This window comes from Drouetiella sp. (genome assembly GCF_059504425.1).
In genome coordinates this window covers 58,457-77,963 of sequence record NZ_JCACIN010000018.1, presented here as the reverse complement: position 1 = coordinate 77,963, position 19,507 = coordinate 58,457, and the positions used below count along the sequence as shown (strand labels likewise).

13 protein-coding genes and 1 pseudogene are annotated in these 19,507 nt (G+C 47.7%); 1 reads left to right on the top strand and 13 read right to left on the bottom strand.

Annotated elements, in window-relative coordinates; all coding sequences use genetic code 11:
- From AC5JMP_RS03930 to AC5JMP_RS03910, 5 genes are all read right to left on the bottom strand, one after another.
- The coding region (locus AC5JMP_RS03930) for a HEAT repeat domain-containing protein (RefSeq protein WP_495850125.1) at positions 1-2,607 on the bottom strand (2,607 nt) is incomplete at its 3' end.
- A gap of 82 nt (positions 2,608-2,689) precedes the next feature.
- A complete protein-coding gene (locus AC5JMP_RS03925) occupies positions 2,690-4,153 on the bottom strand; it encodes a lipase/acyltransferase domain-containing protein (RefSeq protein ID WP_495850124.1) in 1,464 nt (487 codons plus the stop codon).
- Positions 4,154-4,170: 17 nt separating this feature from the next.
- Positions 4,171-6,876: an NACHT domain-containing protein gene (locus tag AC5JMP_RS03920; protein WP_495850123.1), complete on the bottom strand. Its 2,706-nt coding sequence runs from the start codon at positions 6,874-6,876 to the stop codon at positions 4,171-4,173.
- 131 nt (positions 6,877-7,007) lie between these two features.
- A complete protein-coding gene (locus AC5JMP_RS03915) occupies positions 7,008-9,098 on the bottom strand; it encodes a caspase family protein (protein WP_495850122.1) in 2,091 nt (696 codons plus the stop codon).
- A gap of 132 nt (positions 9,099-9,230) precedes the next feature.
- Complete coding sequence (locus AC5JMP_RS03910; protein WP_495850121.1) at positions 9,231-10,859, bottom strand: penicillin-insensitive murein endopeptidase; 1,629 nt, start codon at positions 10,857-10,859, stop codon at positions 9,231-9,233.
- Between the two features lie 471 nt (positions 10,860-11,330).
- Here AC5JMP_RS03910 and AC5JMP_RS03905 point away from each other — a divergent pair.
- A pseudogene (locus tag AC5JMP_RS03905) lies at positions 11,331-11,534 on the top strand (IS701 family transposase); the annotation flags it as partial.
- 40 nt (positions 11,535-11,574) lie between these two features.
- Here AC5JMP_RS03905 and AC5JMP_RS03900 read toward each other — a convergent pair.
- Genes AC5JMP_RS03900 through AC5JMP_RS03865 form a run of 8 tightly spaced genes read right to left on the bottom strand, consistent with a single transcriptional unit; the run spans position 11,575 to position 19,459 of the window.
- Positions 11,575-11,832 carry a hypothetical protein gene (locus AC5JMP_RS03900; RefSeq protein ID WP_495850120.1) on the bottom strand — a complete coding sequence of 86 codons (258 nt, stop codon included), beginning with the start codon at positions 11,830-11,832 and terminating at the stop codon, positions 11,575-11,577.
- Positions 11,829-13,880 (bottom strand): ATP-binding protein, encoded by a 2,052-nt coding sequence (locus AC5JMP_RS03895; RefSeq protein WP_495850119.1) that lies wholly within the window; start codon positions 13,878-13,880, stop codon positions 11,829-11,831. Before AC5JMP_RS03895 ends, AC5JMP_RS03900 begins: the two co-directional genes overlap by 4 nt.
- Positions 13,877-15,166 (bottom strand): Pvc16 family protein, encoded by a 1,290-nt coding sequence (locus AC5JMP_RS03890; RefSeq protein WP_495850118.1) that lies wholly within the window; start codon positions 15,164-15,166, stop codon positions 13,877-13,879. The genes AC5JMP_RS03895 and AC5JMP_RS03890 overlap by 4 nt, the downstream gene beginning before the upstream one ends.
- Entirely contained in the window at positions 15,163-16,047 is an 885-nt protein-coding gene (locus AC5JMP_RS03885) for a hypothetical protein (protein ID WP_495850117.1), read from the bottom strand. Before AC5JMP_RS03885 ends, AC5JMP_RS03890 begins: the two co-directional genes overlap by 4 nt.
- Positions 16,047-16,781 carry a T4 family baseplate hub assembly chaperone gene (locus tag AC5JMP_RS03880; protein ID WP_495850116.1) on the bottom strand — a complete coding sequence of 245 codons (735 nt, stop codon included), beginning with the start codon at positions 16,779-16,781 and terminating at the stop codon, positions 16,047-16,049. Before AC5JMP_RS03880 ends, AC5JMP_RS03885 begins: the two co-directional genes overlap by 1 nt.
- A 31-nt stretch (positions 16,782-16,812) precedes the next feature.
- Positions 16,813-17,337, bottom strand: a complete 525-nt coding sequence (locus AC5JMP_RS03875) for a phage tail protein (RefSeq protein ID WP_495850115.1) — start codon at positions 17,335-17,337, stop codon at positions 16,813-16,815.
- Between the two features lie 11 nt (positions 17,338-17,348).
- Positions 17,349-18,881, bottom strand: a complete 1,533-nt coding sequence (locus tag AC5JMP_RS03870; RefSeq protein WP_495850114.1) for a phage tail sheath family protein — start codon at positions 18,879-18,881, stop codon at positions 17,349-17,351.
- 59 nt (positions 18,882-18,940) lie between these two features.
- Complete coding sequence (locus AC5JMP_RS03865; protein WP_495850113.1) at positions 18,941-19,459, bottom strand: hypothetical protein; 519 nt, start codon at positions 19,457-19,459, stop codon at positions 18,941-18,943.
- Between the last annotated feature and the right edge of the window lie 48 nt (positions 19,460-19,507).

Genomic DNA, 19,507 nt, shown 5'->3' with positions numbered 1-19,507 from the left:
GAGAGCAGCGATTAAGGCATCGACGGCTTTGTCAGTGCCAATCTTTCCCAGTGCCCCTGTTACGCTGTGTCTAACGGTGCTGTCTTGATCGTTGAGAGCAGCGATTAAGGCATCGACGGCTTTGTCAGTGCCAATCTCTCCCAATGCCCTTGCTGTGTCCCATCTAATGTATTGAGACTTATGGTTAAGAGCAGCGATTAAGGCATCTACAGCATAGTCAGTGCCAATCTCTCCCAATGCCTCTACTGCATACCGGCTAACAGCACTGTCCTCATGGTTAAGAGCAGCCTGGAGATTTTGAACTAGTTTTGTCCAGGTTTGACCGATCGCCACCACAACCGATCGAATAAATTCAGCCTCTGGATACTTCAGCCAAAACTGATAGATACGATCAAGTAGTTTATCGATGAGCGGATCTGAGATCTGACTGCATTCGGCAAGGCACCGACCTGCCAGCAGCAACTGCGTTTGAAAAATATCATCCTTTTCAGCAGCAATGGCTTCAATCAACGCCATTGGGTTTTCCATCAAGCCTGCCAGCAATGTCAGGGTTTCATGCCAGTCATAGTTCCAAAAAAGCTTTTCAAACTCAATCTCGCCCTCATCAATATGGCTTAAGTATGAGGCTGTTAAGTATTCCTGAAAGGTTCGATGCAGAAATAAATAACGTCGTTTTTCAATCGGTAATCTGTCATCTTCTGCTGACCAGCGTTGTAGAATACCATCCTGCTCACATAGTTCCTTGGTTAAATCTGCTGCTTTAACACTCTCCAGGTCGGTAGGCGCATTCCCACTCTTTAAGTATTTTTCCAACTTCTTCCGCAGTTCACCAAACGAAAAGAGCTGCTTGCTCTCACAACTAAATTGATAGGCAAGTTCCTCTAACAGTTCTTTTTTAGCTAAAGTCCATCCTTCATTTGCATCGTGCCCTTTATTGTCGGGACCCCACCGTCCCAACATACAATTGACTGCCTGCTCGTACAATTCACAGCGTCGTACTGGCAGTGTCAAATGATCCTGTTGATACAAGCTACAAATCAACGACAGCAGCAAGGGATTTTGAGCCAGTCCCGCAATTTGGGGACGCTCTCGCAGCGCCTGGATCAATCCCCGTGCCGACACCGACTCATCCTTGAGCGGCGCATTTCTAAACCAGGTTTCAATATATTCCTCTGTTTGCTTCTGGTTAAAAGGGACAATCTCCGTGTCTTTTGCCCCATCTATCAACCTGCCGCCATAGCCGACAATCCGAGACGTACCGACGATCGCACAGGTCGGGTAGGCTTTGGCAAACTCATTCAGCTTTTCTAACAGCTTTTTGCGTTTTCCATCCGGCACTTCATCTAGCGCATCCAGCAAGAGCAAAACCTTGCCACTGAGCAACTGTTCCTTCAAGAATCCATTCAGAAACACCACTACTTCTGCATCGGCATGATGCTTCAGCAGATTAGAATGCCGCTCTTGAATAATCTTCAGAATCGCCTCCTCCGTGGACATAGCTGCTATTTCATCTGCCAGCGTCGAGAGCCGGATAAACAACGGTAGAGTCATGTCCTTCAGAGGTCTGTCAGTTTCTAACGCCTGGTAAGCCTGTTGCACTGTCGCCCCCACTTCCATTCGCAGCAGCGTTGACTTGCCCATCCCCGGATCAGCCAGCACCACAATCCGCGACTGCTGCCGCCTCGCCTCCTGCCAATCGACCTGCTGCCGCTTAATCTCTTCCTCACCGCCGCCCTTCAGCGCATAGATTCGCTTCAGTTCCGCCTCCGATTCGGCATAGCCACCGATCGTCTCCACCGTATGCTGATACCGTCGCTCCAACGTCACCTGCACCGGAATGTACTGATCCTTCAGCACAATCGGCTCATCCGCATGAAACAGCCTAATCGTGTTAAAACCACTTTCGATCGCCCCCAACAGTTGCCGCACCGCATCCTGCTCCACCGCCGGACTCAACCACAACGGCTTAATCGGCGTTGGATTTAGATTAGTTTTCAGAACGGGAATCAAATGCTCCTGATTCTGACCTTTGACAGGGCTGCCATCCTCACCAATCACCTCACCCTTACGGCTTGGCGCATGACGCGATGATGCCCTCCCCAGCACCGCATTCTTGCCCGCCTCAAATGCCCGTTCGTAAGTTTCCCCTGCCCCTAGGGTGTCATAGAATCCCTCAGCAAAAGCGATCGCCGCATCATCCCGCACCTCTTGGTTCATTCCAATCACGTAGTTAAGGTGTTGAGCCAGCGCATCGGCAAGATTTTCCGAATCACAGGCATTTAACAAAACACACTCAATGCGATCGGCAAAAACTCGCAGCAAATCCACCAGAAACTCATTCGAGACGACCTTCGCCGTACCCATGTCATCTTCTAGAACTAATCCTTGCTCAGTCCCATGCCCACAAAAATGAATAATCTGGGGTTTGACATCCAAAATATGGCGGCGCAGGTCAGTTTGGCGTACTGCTACCTCCCATTCCACAGTAAAGCGCTTTTGATGTTGCGATCGCCTCAACGCTTCCTTTAACTTCTGGATTTCAGGCAGAAGATCTAGATTAGTCGTGCCTTTAGGATTGGATACCAGAACCAGAATCTTTTTTTTCATGGAATGGAGACGGCTAAAGATAGAGTGAGACTGGCTCTGCTAATGGATCAAGATTACTCCAAGATAGTTCCATACCGCGTCTTCAATTTCTAACAACCTCAAACAAATCATGAACTGGGCTAGGCGCTTGTTCGCTGCTGTCCGTTCTAACCCTGACCCGGTAAAGCCCCGGCGGCAAATCCTCGATCGCCAATACCCATTCATTCTCCTGCTCGACAAAATCAAGGCTAATGGCAGGACGATTCCCCGTTGGGGAGGCAAAGCCAACGCCAGAAACAGCTTGAATATCCGCCTTTAATTTTGTAGCGGAATTGGGTAGTCCAATCAGACGAGCACGCATAGCGATCGGCTCATCCGCCAGATACAGATCCTCTAGGCTGAGACTGATAGCCGCCTGAGTTTCCCCTTTGATGGCTTCCAAATCAATCGTGCCCATTCGTAAAACATTCAGCAGGTTATCGAGCACCTGAGCCTGATTCTGTAACGCGCCATGCTGTTCAGCGATGAAGAAATTGTCGAGGTTCTGCGATCGCTCGATCGGAATCGAAGAAACTTTGGGAACCGTTCCATCTCCGTCCCCCAGATCCGAGCGGTCTTTCAGTATCGCTGGCAAATCCTCAGTCGCGGTCAATGTTCCGTTCGTTAGCACAGCCGATTGTAGTGTCGGCTGCTGTGTCCCAGAAATAGGAACGACCGTAAAAGATTTGAGATATTGCTCATCTTTGAGATGGCGCTCTACTGCTGCTTCAATTTCTCGATGGAATGCCAAAGCATCCTGCGCTTTAAGTTTGTTAATGTTAGGCAGGTTATCTACTTCTGCAATGCGGTGGTATTCACCATTGATATTGATGACTTTATAGATGGGTAAGAGCTGATAGATGGAGGTGAGCGATCGCATCACATCTGTCAAATCCAGGAAAAGCTGCTTGTATCCATTTGCTAGAAAGTTGACGGCTTTAAGCGAACCCCGATAGGGAGTACCAAAGGTGAACAAAGCGCGGCTATCCTGCCATCCTTCTAGCACTTCTAGATAGTAGCGAGACACCAGCCCACCCATGCTGTGAGCCATCAGAATCACTTTTGCATCGGAGGCTCCGCTGGTTTCACGCCAGCATTTTAGTCGCTTATCAATCAGCTTTTTCAGAATGTGGGCATTTGCCCGGTTATCTCGTCGCCAGTCGTAGGGAAACTGGTAGAAGTTAGCGGCTCTATCATCTGGGTCATTGTAGATATCACCGGGGGTGACATCAAAGTTATCGGTAATCAGACGTGCGGTTTTAGTATAGCCATCGATCTTCCAAAATCCTGGGATGAGATGAGTATCGTGAATCAGTTCCGTAGCGCGAATCCCGTCACCCAGACTTTCAGCTTCTGGGTCATCTTGAGATAATTTCAGATTGTGAATCGTTTCGCCAGACTGGGTAAGTACCTGCCAAATTGCCTGCCCGGAGACTGCCCAGAGGTCTTTGCCATCTTTCTGCAAAACGCTTCCTAAGATGCCAGGAAGGATGATGACCATATCTTTCATGGGAGCTTTATTAGCCATTTCTATTCTCCTCAAAGCTAGCGATCTGACACAACTTCAACTTTCTGAGCAAAATGCTCCAACAACATGCGGTGGAAGAAGACATAGCCTCCCCCAACCTTTTTCATCAGGAGTCGGTCTGAGGCAAAGTCGAGAAATCTTGTATAGTTCCAGGGGATACGCCCCTTCTGGTATAGTGTCTGGCGCAGCGCAAAATGTTGAATACAAGCGGCTCCACCATATTTCAGCCCGCTAATCAGCCCAACACTCAGCCCATAAATCAGCCCAATACTCAGCCCATAAATCAGCCCAATACTCAGCCCAAAAATCAGCTCACTACTCAGCCCAACACTCAGCTCACTACTCAGCCCATAAATCAGCCCAAAAATCAGCCCAAAAATCAGCCCAAAAATCAGCCCAATGAAAAGGCTGTTTCTTAGAGAAGTGCGAATTCCCTGGTTTGGCACTGTTCGCTGAACGATTTCAGAGCCGCCCAGCCCACTACCCAGCCCATAAATCAGCCCAAAAATCAGCCCAAAAATCAGCCCAAAAATCAGCCCATTACTCAGCCCGCTAATCAGCCCAAAAATCAGCCCAAAAATCAGCCCGTAACCAGCACCAGTAAAAAATTCACGAATAAACTTAGACTTAGCCCTTTGCCATGACCAACTCAGTTGCTCTAAAGGTAATATTTTTTTGGCTAAACTAGTAATCAGCCCAACACTCAGCCCAACACTCAGCCCAAAAATCAGCCCAACATTCAGCCCAGCACTCAGCCCATTACCCAGCCCAAAACGCAGCTCAAAACCCAGCCCGGAAATTAGCCCAACACTCAGCCCAACACTCAGCCCAACACTCAGCCCGGAAACTATAAAAGTTCTAATTTGATAAGCTCTTTCCTCACTACGATTCTTTAACCAGGTTGGCTGCAACTTCTCAATCAAAAAAATGGTTTGCTTTTCCTGCACCATTCGACTTGCTAACCAGCTCAGCCAGCGTAGCACCTGATTTTCGGGATAGTCTGAAGTCGCCCCTCGCTCCAGTCGCCGCTCAATATAGGTATCGAACAGGTGTTGGTTGCGATCCGGAGTCGAGTGGAGTACCTGCATCAACTGTTCTACCAACCATCCCTGATATGCCACACTCATAAAGTTCAAAATCAGCGGAGTTCGGGCAAACTGCTCTAGTTCCACATCTCTTTTTAACAGCGTTTTCAAGCCTGCCAGAGAGCCACCCACGCTGTCCAAAAACTGATACATCTGCTCTGATGAAAGGGGTTGCAGGCAAAGGGCACTGCTGATCTGTAAACGCTCTGTCAGCGCCTCGTAATCTCGCACTCGGCTACAAACTGCCACCTCAGTCCGGGGGAACAGCCCAATAAACTCGTTCAAGGCACGAACACAATCGTTTCGATAATGTTCTTTGACTTCATCCAGCCCATCCAGCAACAGGATAAGCTGCTGTTGTCTGAGCCAAGGTTCACTCAACGACTTGGGAACCTGATATTTTTCTCGCAGTTCCTCAATCAACCAATCAACGATCGGCTTTTGATCCCTCGCCCAAGAAGACAGGTTAAATACGACGGGCATCGGCAAACTCAAGTCCTGTTCGCTGCGTTCGATCAGGCGTTGAGCTAGTTGCAGCAGAGCGATCGTCTTTCCGGCTCCAGGAGATCCCAAAATCAATAGTGTCCGACCCTGCCCCATTTCCCCATAAATTTGCGTACCTTGTAGCCTTTCATAGGATGAATCTAGCTCTACAGACAGCGCTTCAATTCCCTGCGATAAATCGGCGATCGCATCTGGACGGGCTTTCAACTCAAGGCTAAGGGCATCAACACCCTGAAGAGAAGGCTGGAGAAATCCCTCAATCCAAAACTGTTTAACCTTTCCTAAAAGTATCTGACGCTGCTTGTACTCCGATTTGCTTAAAACAACCACATTCTGAGCCGAAAACTGCCCAAAATTGTCATAAGCGTCTCTCGCCTGATCTTTGTATTCTTTGCGCTCGATCTCTTCGTGAACAAATTCATCAAACCTTTGGGGATGCTCAGATGGTGCTGACAAAGGAGCAACCTCTGAAGCTGAGCCGCTGCTAGCTAAGCTAGAGGATAACCGCGCGCTCTTTTGCAGCAATATTGGCTTCAGATGTTCTGCTAGCGGAGGCTGATCGGACTGGGCAACATCCCCAGCATAGGCTAGCTTGCGATACTGTCGGTTTTGAGTTGATTGGGAACGGGTTTCGCTCCAGATTTGAATTGCAATACAACCCATCTCATAGGCTTGCTCGATCGATTTTTCAGCGGCTAACCCTTTATAAAACCCAACTGAAAAAAGATGGGCAGCTTGATCGAGGATTGGCTGACTCATGCCAACCACATAATTGATATGCTCAACGATCGCTTCTGCTTGGCGATCGCTGTCGCAAGCATTCAGTACCGTACAGTTAATCTCATCTGAAAAAGTCTTGAATATTCGAGTCAGTATCTCCGTGCTAACGAGCTGTTCCCGTCCATTTTCATCTTGAAAAACTAACCCCTGCTCTCCTGCTCCGTGCCCACAAAAGTGAACAATCTGCGGACTATGTTCCGCAAGTAGACCTGATAACTCTTGAGAGCGAACCCCTAATCCTAGGCTGATTTCAAACTTTCCCAAACGTTGTATTGCCGTACTCAAGTCTGAAATTTCTCGATCAAGATTCAGATCTCGTCTCGGATTAGAGGACAGGATAAGGATTTTTGGCATTACTTTTCACGGTGTTACAGTAAGCTGTCAATACTCGCGTTTATATCCACGATTGAAGTTTTCCAGTTGTGTTAGCTCCTGTACAGATCAGAGCAGGGGCTACCTGAATCTAGAGTAGCCCCTCTCATCGACTATTGCTTCACCGTCATTTGAATCTGCTTCGTTACCCACTCTGCACTGGGGTCTGGCTCATAGACAGCAGCGCGGGTGAGCTGAGGTGCAGCATCAGTGTCTTCACCTACTGCTTCTAGTAGCTTGCCGAAGGAATTGCTAATGCTGCGAGTTCCCCGTGATGCCTTCCGTTCAATTTCTTGATCCAGGGATGGTAGTTTGAGCCAGCGAAAATCAGCAGGGCCACGAGTAGCAAACAATTTAAGCATTTCCTTCGCTTGAGTGTACCCTTTACCTTCCGGCACCGTGAAACGCAGCCGGATATCGATGGATTGATTGGGCACTAACTGAAAGAATGGAGCATCAAGCCCCTGAATGGGAATCTGTGATACCTCCCAGGTGGGTTCTAAATCAAGCACCGCCACATTTAGGGGCTGAACAGAGGTATTCTTAAGTCGCAGATAAACTAACTCACCTTGCTGCAAAGTGATGTTATTGGGATTGGGTAAAGGCTGCTTGTTTTGGTTTAACAGCTCAAATTCGACAGCATCACTTAGCTCAGAGGTAAGATTATCCAATTCTTGAACAGACTGATACTTCGCCAAGTGAATTAACCGCTTCACGACCTCCTTGGGGGCCTCTGGATCGCTAGTGAGCAGCAGAGGCGTAAGGTTTGCCAGAGGCATCCCAATACAGATCTCATACTCCCCACTTTTCCCAACGGCTACCTGATAGTGGGCTTCATCATCATCCTGCACTTCAACCACCCAGCCGTTGCCTGCTAATGCCTGTCGCAATGCCAAAAGAGCTACTGCTTGCTGATCAACCAAAGCTTGAGTGGGCAGATCATTTTCTGCCTCTCCCAGTTTCTTGTCGCCAAACAACCGCACTCGACGCACCAAATCAACAGGAACAGAGAGGATGACCGCAGGCGCGCCCTGTTCAATCTGTCCTTTCATGGCAATGCCGCCGTCTTGCTCTGCCAACACCTTTGCAGATGAGCTAGAGGCTTCCACCTCAGTCACCTCAACGATCGCTACTTGCTTCTGCTTGTCGGTGAAATCAGTTGTGCCTAAAGGATAGACCGCGAATCTTGTACCGCTGCTTAGGCCCTGTGCCAATCCTGCTGCCAATTTAAGCCGGGTTTGATTGGCATCGACTTGAAGGACTATAACCGCATATTGAGTAGACACACGATCGCTGCCAAACACGGCTCGATCGCTCTCACCCAATAACATCGGTAATTGGCTAGGGAACTTGCTCTGAATCTTGGCACCGACGCGATCGTGCAAGGATTTGTAAGTTAATCCAGAGATGCCGCTTTTCAGCGTATCAATCATCCAGTAGGTGAGTGCCCCATGTCGATCTTTGCCATTCACCGCATACTCATAGGCATACTCGGTCGGGCGACAGGCAGCTAGCAGCACATAGTCTCTCGATTCGGGCAGCCAAGACGATTGTTTGTTGCCATCAGTGAGGGCTTTCCAGTTGCTAATCAATTCGTCACGGGAGGCGACCAGGCTATCTTGCGATCGACTGGTTGTGTCTATGTCATTAGAGCCTCGAATATCACAATCACCCCGAGTTGCCCCTCCTGAATGACAGCTATCGAGGATAATGGTGACGACTACTCCTTTATCGGTCAGGCGTTTTAGCAGCGTCGCAAGCTCTACATCGCGGAGATATTGTCCCTGCTGTTCGCCGATATCCATGGGCACAATTCCCTCATCATTCTGCCCCTCTCCTTTGATCTCAGAAAAGATTGTGGTTGTCCGTCCACCATGTCCAGAGTAGTGGATATAAACTAAATCTTTGGGTTCGGCTTTATCTGTAATTTCTTTGAAGGCATTGACGATATTAGCGTAGGTCGGCAGAACATCTTGCTCTTGGGTCGCTCTGAGATCAAGCAGAACAGCATTGTCTGGGTTAGGGGAGACTAATTTGTAAATTTGCTTGGGAGCAGGCTGTAGGGTTTGTCGAAGAAAATCATCGACTAGATTAATATCGCGTACACATCCTTGCAAGCTTTTGTACCAGGGATTTGGCTTGTAGTTGTCGATGCCGATGAGCAAAGCATAGAGATTTGGGGCAGAAGTCACGGGTTCAGACACGTTGATTCCTCTGAAGTTGTCTAGTTTTTGTCAAACCACAGTTAAGGACTTGTTCTCCGTCAAACGTTGATCGATCGCCTGTGAACAAGCCCGATGCTTTATAATGAAGAGTAATTTCGATCGCCTTGGTCACTAAGCCAGTCTTATCTGCCAGTTCATCGCATAACCCACAATCCGATCGGCTTCATCAAGTCCGTTAATAATGCGACGGGCGTTGCGGAAATCAGGGCGATCGTCCGTAATATACTGATCCATCCCCACGCCAGTGAACACACCTCGCTTCATGCCGTCAATTAAAACGAAGAGCGAAATCTCAGGACGCATCACCAGATCGGGTTCATTGACCAAATCTAGTGCCAGCAGATTGGAATATTCCCGATAGTTAAAGTCCCAGGTCAGCTGCACATAGCCGCGTCCGTAGAAGGGATAGTAACGCAGCGTTTGCCGATAATTTTCTGCTTTCGGCTCACCTAAGAAATAGGCTTCTCGTACAGGTTGAAATGTGTCATTCGTTTCGTGCTGCACGGTTGCCAAAATGTAGGCGATTTGCGATCGCAAGTTAATCCCTTGGCGACGAGCTTCCTGGATGATTGCCTGAATCGTCGCCTGTTTGTCGCCCCCCTGCCAGTCAGGTAGCGCTCCAGCAGCAGGTCTAGCTACCAGCAGAGACTTAGCTGTGGTTGCACCCAACACATCGCCACCGCCGAGTTGGTGACTTGCTTTGAAGCGACGCAGTGCCTCCCGTGTTTTAGGACCATAGAGACCGTCTGCAACTTCTAGAAGCCCATTGGCACGAAGAATGGTCTGAATTTCGGTACAGAGCCTTTCATCATCAACCAGCACGCCTGCGTTAATGTTCTCGAATGGAATCGATTTGTTTTGATCAACAATATCCTGGAGCTTTAACCCCAGCGGTTCAGCGCCACGGGCTACTCCCCCGCTTGCCTGCTCGCGGATCACCTGCGCCAGTTTTGCCTGCGTCACGGGTCCTACCGCACCATCAATTTCTAGCCCCTGCTCATCCTGAAACCTCCGCACGGCTGCGTCGGTTTGGGCACCGAAGATACCATCTGTACCGATCGAGAAACCTGCTTTCACCAGATCCTCTTGCAGTTGGCGGACGCGATCGCCCTTCATAGGCGGCGAAACTAGTTTTAGACTGCCTTGCTGGTCGCTACTGTGAGCAGCAGGAGCAACTCCGGGAGAAAAGAAGCTGACATGGAAATGGTTATCATGTCCTGCCCAATGTTCTACGCCTTGAATGTTGGGATCGTTGAAAAAGATAGTTCGGACGTTGAGAATCGGATTATTACGGAATAGATCAATGAGTTGCTGAGTTCGCTGCCGAGAATATTTGGAATCCTCCCAAGTGAGACCAATCTCTTCGTGGGTGCTGGCAACCAGGGCAATGTCAACATCGACGCCATGTTGATGAGAGGAATGGGGAGGCATCGGGCCACCGTTGGGATAGCTAATGTCTCCAATTCCAACTCGTGGACCGCTGGTATAGAGCTTGTCCCACTTGGCACAAACATATTTAAGAACCTGAATGACTTCTGGCAGCCCATAGCGATCGCCATCGCCTGAATAACAGTCAAACCCAGAGCCAGATTTGGGCATTTGTTCAAAGATACCTCTGGTGCCCCAGCTAAAGGCTTCTATTTCTGCTTCAGTTAAACCCACATCTGCAGTACAGGCAGCTTTGGGGTCTTGATGATGACCAGAGTGCGAGTTAGGATCAAGTTCTTGAAACGTTGTCATTAGCGTACTCCTCGATGCTTGAATAAGAGCGATTCAGGTTTCTTTGAGATTCGGCTTGTGAAAGCTGTGAGTCTATCACAAGCTCAACTCTGAGTATTGAAAGAGGTAGAACGAACCTCCAATGCTCAGAGCAATTGATGCGTAAAAAGACTGCCCTAAAAAATGCTCTTCTACATGAGCGGATTTACCGCGAAGAAGATAAATGGCTGAATCTGTTGGGCGATCGCTCAGACAATTAATCAACGAGGGAAAAGCTAAGATTGAGGTCGCGATGCCCTTAATACGCGGTGTAAATATCGGTTTGCTGGCTCATACCCTGAATGTCTTCGTAAGCATAGCTTTCACGAACATCAATAGATTTATTCTTCAGCATGTCTTAACTTATTCTTTTTCCTATTCTGCTAGATTTTCAAACGAAATGACCTGTTGGCATAGTACCCGCGCGGGTACTATTTTGCATGACATTTAATACAGAGCGGTTGGAAGAACTTACTCAACAATTTGCGCTTGATCATCCAACCGTTGATTTGTTTTAACTGGCTCAAGCGGTAGTTACAAGTCTTCCCGATCGCCTCCTTATGATCTGGATTTGAGCTACTCACCGACCAGATGAATCAGTTTGTTTGCCCCATTGTCCATCAGCTCAACTTACAGCTTATATTTTCATCCCAATAGAGTAATTAATGAGGGGTATCATCAGACATCAATTTCAGATCTACCTATTCAATTCACTATAAATGGAATGGGCAATACTTTGTCCAAGTTTGGCAGAGTGCATATCCGAAGGAACATCGTCTACATGAACTGATAAATTAGAAACTGTCTTACCATACTTCAAACGATCGGGAATACCATTGGCGGTTAGTAGATAGGTGAGTTCAGTTTCTATATCCGTCTGCAAGCGACGACGTTGACTAGGAGAGAGATTCCCGCTATCTAGAACAATCCGATCAATCAGAATCTTCATGTTCATCGGACGACTTCTGCTGAAGAATGCCAGCGAAACTCAGCTTCATTGATGGGGCGATCGAGCTTGCGAAATTCTGTACGAGCCGCAGTAAGGACTACCGACATGGTGACAGGTGTGCCTGCATGGGCTGCAAGAAAAGCTGCCGTCAGAACAACATTATGGATACTGCCTCCAGTAAGATTAAGTTTGGCTAGACGGTTGAAATCTATATCTTGGGTTGGCATTTCCGGCGGAAAAGCTTTTTGCCAAATTAGACTCCGTTCCTTAACGCCAGGAAATGGGAAGTTGATAATAAAACGAAGCCGCCGCATGAATGCCTGGTCTAGTGCATTCTTCAAATTTGTGGCAAGAATTGCTAGCCCCCGATACGATTCTATTCGTTGCAGCAGATAATTGATTTCAATGTTGGCATAGCGATCGTGTGAGTCTTTTACCTCACTCCGTTTGCCAAACAGCGCATCCGCTTCATCAAAAAACAGGATTGTTCCTCCATCTTCTGCTGCATCAAATAGCCGCCGCAAATTTTTCTCTGTTTCGCCAATGTATTTACTAACGACGGCGGATAGATCAATGCGGTATAAACTTAACTGTAAATCATTCGCAATGACTTCTGCCGCCATCGTTTTGCCAGTTCCACTTTCGCCTGAAAACAAAGCGCTGATACCGAGTCCCCGATTCATTCGTTGTTGAAAACCCCATTGTTGATACACTATGCTTCGATGACGGACTTGCTCCACAATCTGATGTAATAGATTAAGCTCTTCATTGGATAAAACTAAAGCTTCCCACGTTGCCTTTGGATCAAGACGTTGAGCGAGGGTATCTAATCTAGGACGAGTGTAGGACAAGCATGTACGCCAGACTTGATCGGAGAACGAATTAGAGGATGCCTTTGATGCAGTCAGAGCCGATTGCGAGATTTCAGTAATTGCAGCAGAATTGAGATTGAACTGACTAGACAACCAACCTGGAAGATGATCTGCTGCCGTTCCCAAAGCATCTGTCCATAATTGCTGCTGTTCTACATGGGTTGGTTTTTGGATATCGATCGTCTGATCACTCCGAGCTACCCCTGGTTGAGCTTCCCTACTGCTGATAAAAATTAACCCACCACTGCGAGTTAGAAATCGATGCAAGGGTTGCATCGCACCTTCAAAACTAGCTCCTTCACGCTCATGAGCATCTAAATACAAGGTAATCGGCAACAGCAAACTTTCCCGATGCCACAGTCGGGCAAGGGTTTCGAGTTCGCCAGCTTGAGAGGGTAAGAGTTCTACTGGCAATCGATAAAGGTTAGTATTCAAGAGAGCAGCTACCTGTTGAGCTATCAATTGTTTGCTGAGGGAATCTAAACCCACCAACTGCATGGTTGGGTTTTCCCAGTTTGATTGCTCCAAAGAATGAATCACCGTTTCAACGGCAGTCTGCTGTGATGGCGGTAACTCTACCGACTGATGAGGGATATCTAGAGGAAGCAAAAAAGACGTTAAGCGATCGTCTAGATAGTTTAACCCTTTGATATAGTTAACAATTCGCTCATCGACCCGCAACGCACTGATGGTCAAGGACTGAGTGCTGGATTGATTGATTTCAAGAAATCGCCAATAGCGTAGCGGACGTTCGGGGGACAAGGCATCCCAGGTCGGTTGTTCAAAACAGGTCAGGGCTAGTGCAAACGTTGGGTAGCTCCAGTTGGAATTATCCTGTGCTTGTGCACACAGAGTCGGTATTTGAGTATCGAGTTCTGGGGCTGTGCACAGGAGTAGAACATTTTGTTCAAATGGCGATAAACCAAATTGTTCGCTCAAAACTACCAGCGCAGGAGCAGGCTGCATTTGGGCTGCTTCTGCAAGCGCCTGTTCTGCCTGCGTGAGTTCATCTGATATGACGGATGAAACTGGAGTTGTTAATCGATGGGGTAGGAGTCCTTTACTAGATGGAGCGGCGCTGGTAGTTGTCTCAGCAATTTTTGTCAGCCGCAACCGGAGCCAATGCAATGCGACTGCCAAATACTGATCATTGTCAACTTGCCATTGCTCCAGGCTACTCATGATACCGTTACCTTTTGTCCTGGGTCAAATTCTAATTTAGGTGGTGTGCCTCGACGTGTGATCAGCAAACTATCTATTCCATCAACTCGTAAACGCACAAAATAATCGCCTGCAGGAACCATAGAAGGAAGGGTAAATTCCAGAGTATTGGTTGGGGCTGCAATATCGTCACTCGCGACCTGGAAATCGCCAATCAGCAAAAAAGTACGCTGTTCAGGAAGAATACGGGGTGTACAGGTCAAAGTCAACTGACGTGTAGCAGCAACATAACTTAGATTGGTGATGCGAGGGGCGATCGCCAATGTCAATTCATTAGTCGTACGAGTTTCACGAATATTGGAGCTATCAGGAAACTGGCGAATTCGGCTAACTTCCACTGTGACTCTGTAGACGCCGATTAACCACTGGTCTGGATCTTCCAGCGGTTCAGTCGCAAGGGGGATAGGATCGGGATTGTCAGGCAGGCGGAAGGTAATTTGGGTTGTAGAGAAATCTTCGATGCTGGGAGGTTGTAGGGCTTCTTTTTGGCGAGGATGCTGAAGGCGTATTTCAGGAGTTTCACCAGGCTCAGGGGCTAAGTTATATCCTTTGAGGGTGATAACGTCTCCAGAATTCGCTGATCCATCCCCACAGCGTGCTGCATTTTGTGGATTGGGTATTTCAATTTGAGTGAGTGTTGGAAATGGCGGCAGTAGGTTAGGTTGAGCTGTAAAGATTCGATCCAGCACAGGTAAGGGAGAGCGGGCAGGTCGAATACTCTCAATTAGTACGACAGACACTTCATAGGCTGTTGATACCCGATAAGGAGTCGTAAACGTAGTCCACAGTTTTGATAGGTCTTCTAGAGACAGCGATAGTGGTGTAATTCGCACCCGTTCCACTTGTTCATGAAGATCGTTCTCTAGGAGGGCTGCTCTAATGTCCTCTCGGTCTAGTACCGCGTTATCATGCAAGACTCGCATGGCTTTGCCTAACCACTGATGGCTTAAGATCCCATCATCTCCGCTGCCATTGCTACTAACCAGGTAGTAAAGATTGATTGCTAAGGGAGGCTGGCTTGTTTCTCCAGGTCTGATTTGATTAGGAATATCACGATTTCGCCAACTGGCATTGGGCATAATCTGATAGAGAAATAAATTGATTTGATCAAGGGCTGCATTTCCTCCCCCAAAGGCTCGATCCGGCGGTATCACCGTGACATTTTCACCTGGGATGTCAGGAATTCCTCGAATCAGTAATTTTTGTAAAGTTGCCGTGACTGTTGCGATCGCTAAGTCATTACTCATGGTTTTCCTCCATCCCGCTGGTTGAGGTATTCACTGAGGGATAAAGCTGGAGTTGACGACGTCGATTTGGAACGTGGTTTGAGCGTCGTTGGTGGTATCCCTCGGACTTCAATGCGACCAATCCGAACCTCAATTTCTGGTTCGGGTTGATTAATGGGCTGAGTGATAGACGAAGATAAATGAACAAGAGAAGATTGAGTAGAGGCAAATTCTGTCTGTGTACGATTTTCTAGAGTGATCCACGGAGAGCCAGCACTTGTCTCCTGACCAATACTTATCTCCTGCCCCTTAACCAAGGGAATAGACGATGAATGAGCAATAGCAGGAGGGACTAAAGGGAGACGGGCAGAACGAACCTGAGGATCTTGTTCAGGTTGTTTTAGGGACTGGGGAGGCGGAGAAGAGGAAGGCTCTTTAAAACTGGGTGATGGAATCAACTGCGGTGGCTCAGCTCTCTCACTCATAGGAGAAACAGCCTGAATTTCCAGGTTTTGTTGCGGTAGGAGAGGCGTGCTTTTGACTAAACGTTCAGATGAACTTGTGGGAGAAGAAAGAGTGAGTTGAGAGGGTGAAGGCAGATGCTCTAGATCATTCTGAGTTGCGTTCAAAGAGCTTAGGAAAGAGGGTTCCGTTGGGGCAATAGAAAGAGTATTTTTTGTTTCTAAGTTGGAATAAAGAACAGTTTGACTGGAAGATTCGAATGGGATCTGAGGAATGGGAACATCCGGTGCTTCTGTTGAAGGTTGAGGGGTTACCCATTGTTCTGGTGTGTTTTCCATCATGACCTCAGACGCAGGCGCGTAGCGGGAAGCAAGCCGAGGTTGAACCACGGATGCTAGTCCTAAAGTGCGTTGTGCCAGTCGGGTGAGGAAGTCTGTCATTAGCCAATCATCTTCAAATAAAGGTTGCGTCGCGTCGCACTCATGGCTAGGATGTCTACTTCATGCCAACTGTAGTGTCGGGCAAGTTGATGCACTTCTAACAAAAGGCGTCTTGCTTGAGCCGATAGTTCTGCCCAGAAAAAACTCACGATATCGAGCAGGATCTGCCATTCATGCTGGCAGGCAGGACAGGACAGGTCGAACAGGATTTCGGCTTGTGGATCGATTTCTGCCATGTGTGTTGCCAGTTGGCTAACAATCGGTGGTGGAAGCTCTTGATGCGAAATCTCAGTTCCATTGTGATGGGCTTGAAGAAGACAGCGTCTGAGCAATGAAGACTTCGCTATCTCGGGGGTCTGATCGCCTGCGATCGCCGCCAAATCAAAGCTATTGGGCAGGCGAAATCTCCCTTCAAATCCTGCAATTGTAAACGCATAGTCTGGTTCTAGAGATTGACTTGGATCAGAGAGTCGAATCTGAGCCGTTTCAAGCGTAAATTCCAGCTCTTCTCCACATTGAGGACATTGGGCAAAACAGTTGAGTGTATTGCCCAATGTCATTTCCCGTAAAGCCAGCAGTAAAGCATCTCGCTGTCCGACAGTGAGCGAAGCAAGATTGGCTACGGATTGATCTGGGTAGGAAAATACCAGTAGCGTCAATGCCCGATCGACCGGATGCTGACGCTGACCTATTTCCCAGATGCGGAGAATTTGCTCAGACGATAGGGGACGCATAGCAAGTAACTGCCTTATTCCTTTTTTCTCACTAAGCGGGTTCTAAGAAACTCGGTTCTGTCGGTTCAGCAACGTCAAAATCACGTTCCCATCCTTCGTTCTGAAGTTGAATGCTTTGGATGGCGATCGCGTTAGCATTGGCATCCAATTCTGGTAAAGCAGTGAATTCTGAAACCCAGCAGCGGTAAACTTTGTAGGCGATCGCAGTCTGTCCCGACTCGTTCATGACTTCGATGATGATTTCTTTACGAAAGTCTTTGAGCGAGACTTCGGCTCCTAATCCAGAACCATAGTTCCAAACTTTGTTTGCCCATTGTTCAAATTCTTTATCGTGGGTGATACCCCGCTCCAGCATGATCGGCTCATATTTAGTTTGACCGGGTGAGTGGCGTTGGCTGCTGGAATCTCCACCTTCTCGATGGTTGACCACTTCAGTGCTGCGCTTTAGTGCTCCCACTTTGCTGACACCTGCGACATATCTACCGTCCCATTTGACGCGAAACTTGAAGTTTTTGTACGGATCGAATCGTTGAGCATTCACACTAAATTGAGCCATTGCTGCTTCCTTTATACTTCAATTTGACCGGCTAATTGTTGCAGTTTAATAATCACAAACTCTGCTGGTTTCAATGGGGCAAACCCGACCACAATATTGACAATGCCCAGATTGATATCATTTTGGGTTGTCGTTTCCTTGTCGCATTTCACCAAATACGCTTCCCGTGGTGTCTTACCCTGAAATGCTCCCTGTCGGAACAAGTTATTCATAAAGGCTCCAAGGTTCAGACGAATTTGTGCCCACAGGGGCTCATCATTGGGTTCAAACACAACCCATTGGGTTCCTCGGTAAAGACTTTCTTCTAGAAAAAGAGCCATTCGTCGCACTGGCAAATACTTCCACTCTGATGCCAGTTGATCAGCCCCTTCCATGGTTCTTGCCCCCCAAGCGACATTGCCATAGACCGCAAACGATCGCAGACAATTAATCCCCAATGGATTGAGCTGACCATTCTCCCCATCTGTCAATTTATAGGTCAATTCTGATACCCCCGAAAGTATGGCTTCAGTTCCTGCTGGCGCTTTCCAGACGCCTCGCTGAGCATCGGTGCGAGACATAATACCTGCCATTACACCTGAAGGCGGAAAGGTTTCTAAACGATTTTCCTTAAGGGAATCAGCCAATCGTACTTGGGGAAAGTAAACTACCGCGTTTTTACTACGCAATAGCGAACGAATACCGCCAGAATCTTCTGCTGCCTTATCAGGAGCACTCCATTTTGTTGGCGGATCAACAATTAACATCGCCCTCCGCTCTTGACAATAGGCAAGAGCCTTAGTCAATAAGGATATCCCAGCGTCGTCGTCAGCAACATTAAGATCCCGTATATTGGGTGGAATGCACAAGAGATTAAATAGATCGACCTTGTCTAGTAAAGGATTCGTCTCCCCATTCCCCCAGTAGTCGCCATAAGTAGGAGGTGCATCACCATTTGAACCGCTCTGAAATGTTCCGGTACCTGCTCCAGGTCTTGTCTGAGGAATATCACCTTGTATGCGGACAAAATTGGACTCTTCCTGCAAGACTTTTGTGACAAAACGAGAGGCATTCGGTTTGATAGACAAATTACGAAAGACTTCAAGGGGGCGAGCAGTAGCCTGATTAGGAATTTTTTGTTGAATTGTCAGATTAAACAAGGTTTCATCTGGATCATTGGGTCGTGTATTTTGATCAATTGTGACTTGCAGTTCTTGATCTGTTTTAGAACTCCACTCACCAGCACTCGCAGCGACCAAGTTCAGTCCGCTAGCCGTTGTTGTAGCAGGTTTAGCTGTTTTACTGACTACCCGAATAATGATTGCATCCGAACCGCCGTTAAGGAAAAACTGTTGCACGGCATAGCTCATCATGCTCTCGACCCATAAACCACCAAACTTTCTTTCAAAGTCGCCAAAACTTTGAATCCGTACAGCTTTGTCAGTGGGTCCTTGAAGTGCACGTCCAATGAAAGCCGTGATAGAAGTTGCGACACCCGTAATTGTGCGAACGCCACTAGGAATTTCCTCAATATAAACACCTGGATAAGTAGGGGTTACGGGCATAATAGATTTCTCCTTTTAAAACAGAATGACGAGCTTCAAAACGAAAGAGTTAGTACAAGTTAAGGACTTGGAGCAGTTTCTGGAGCAGGTGTTGAACTAGGTTCTGGAGCAGGTGCCGGAAGGGTTGCATCACGCCCTACTAGAATTTCAATCACAGCCGGATCTTTTTCAGCGCCAGCAGTAGCAATAGTGCCAGCAGCACCACCACCACTACCTGCGGCTTCATCTTCAAGCTTGTTGGAGAATTTGATTTTTTTTACTGCACCTAGCAAAGTAGTAATTGATTCTGTCCCTAAGTAAATCTGAGGGTTATCCAGGCTAATAGCAGGCTTGCCTTGAGGTTGATACGTAAGCTTTTTATCATCGGCTGCATCGGATGGAGTATACATACTCGATTTGATCAGCAGAAAGCTGACTGCTTTTTCACCTGGTTGAACATCAATATCTACCTCAGCACCTGGTTTAACACTTACTTCAATTTTGTCGTAAGCTTCGACAGGAATTTTTATAGGCGCAACAGGAACCTGCGGACCTCCTTCTACCTGTATGCTGAAACCGACATTGATAATATTAGGCATTGCTCTTTCTCCTCTCTAAATTTGGTTTGGGTTTGAAATTGATGACTG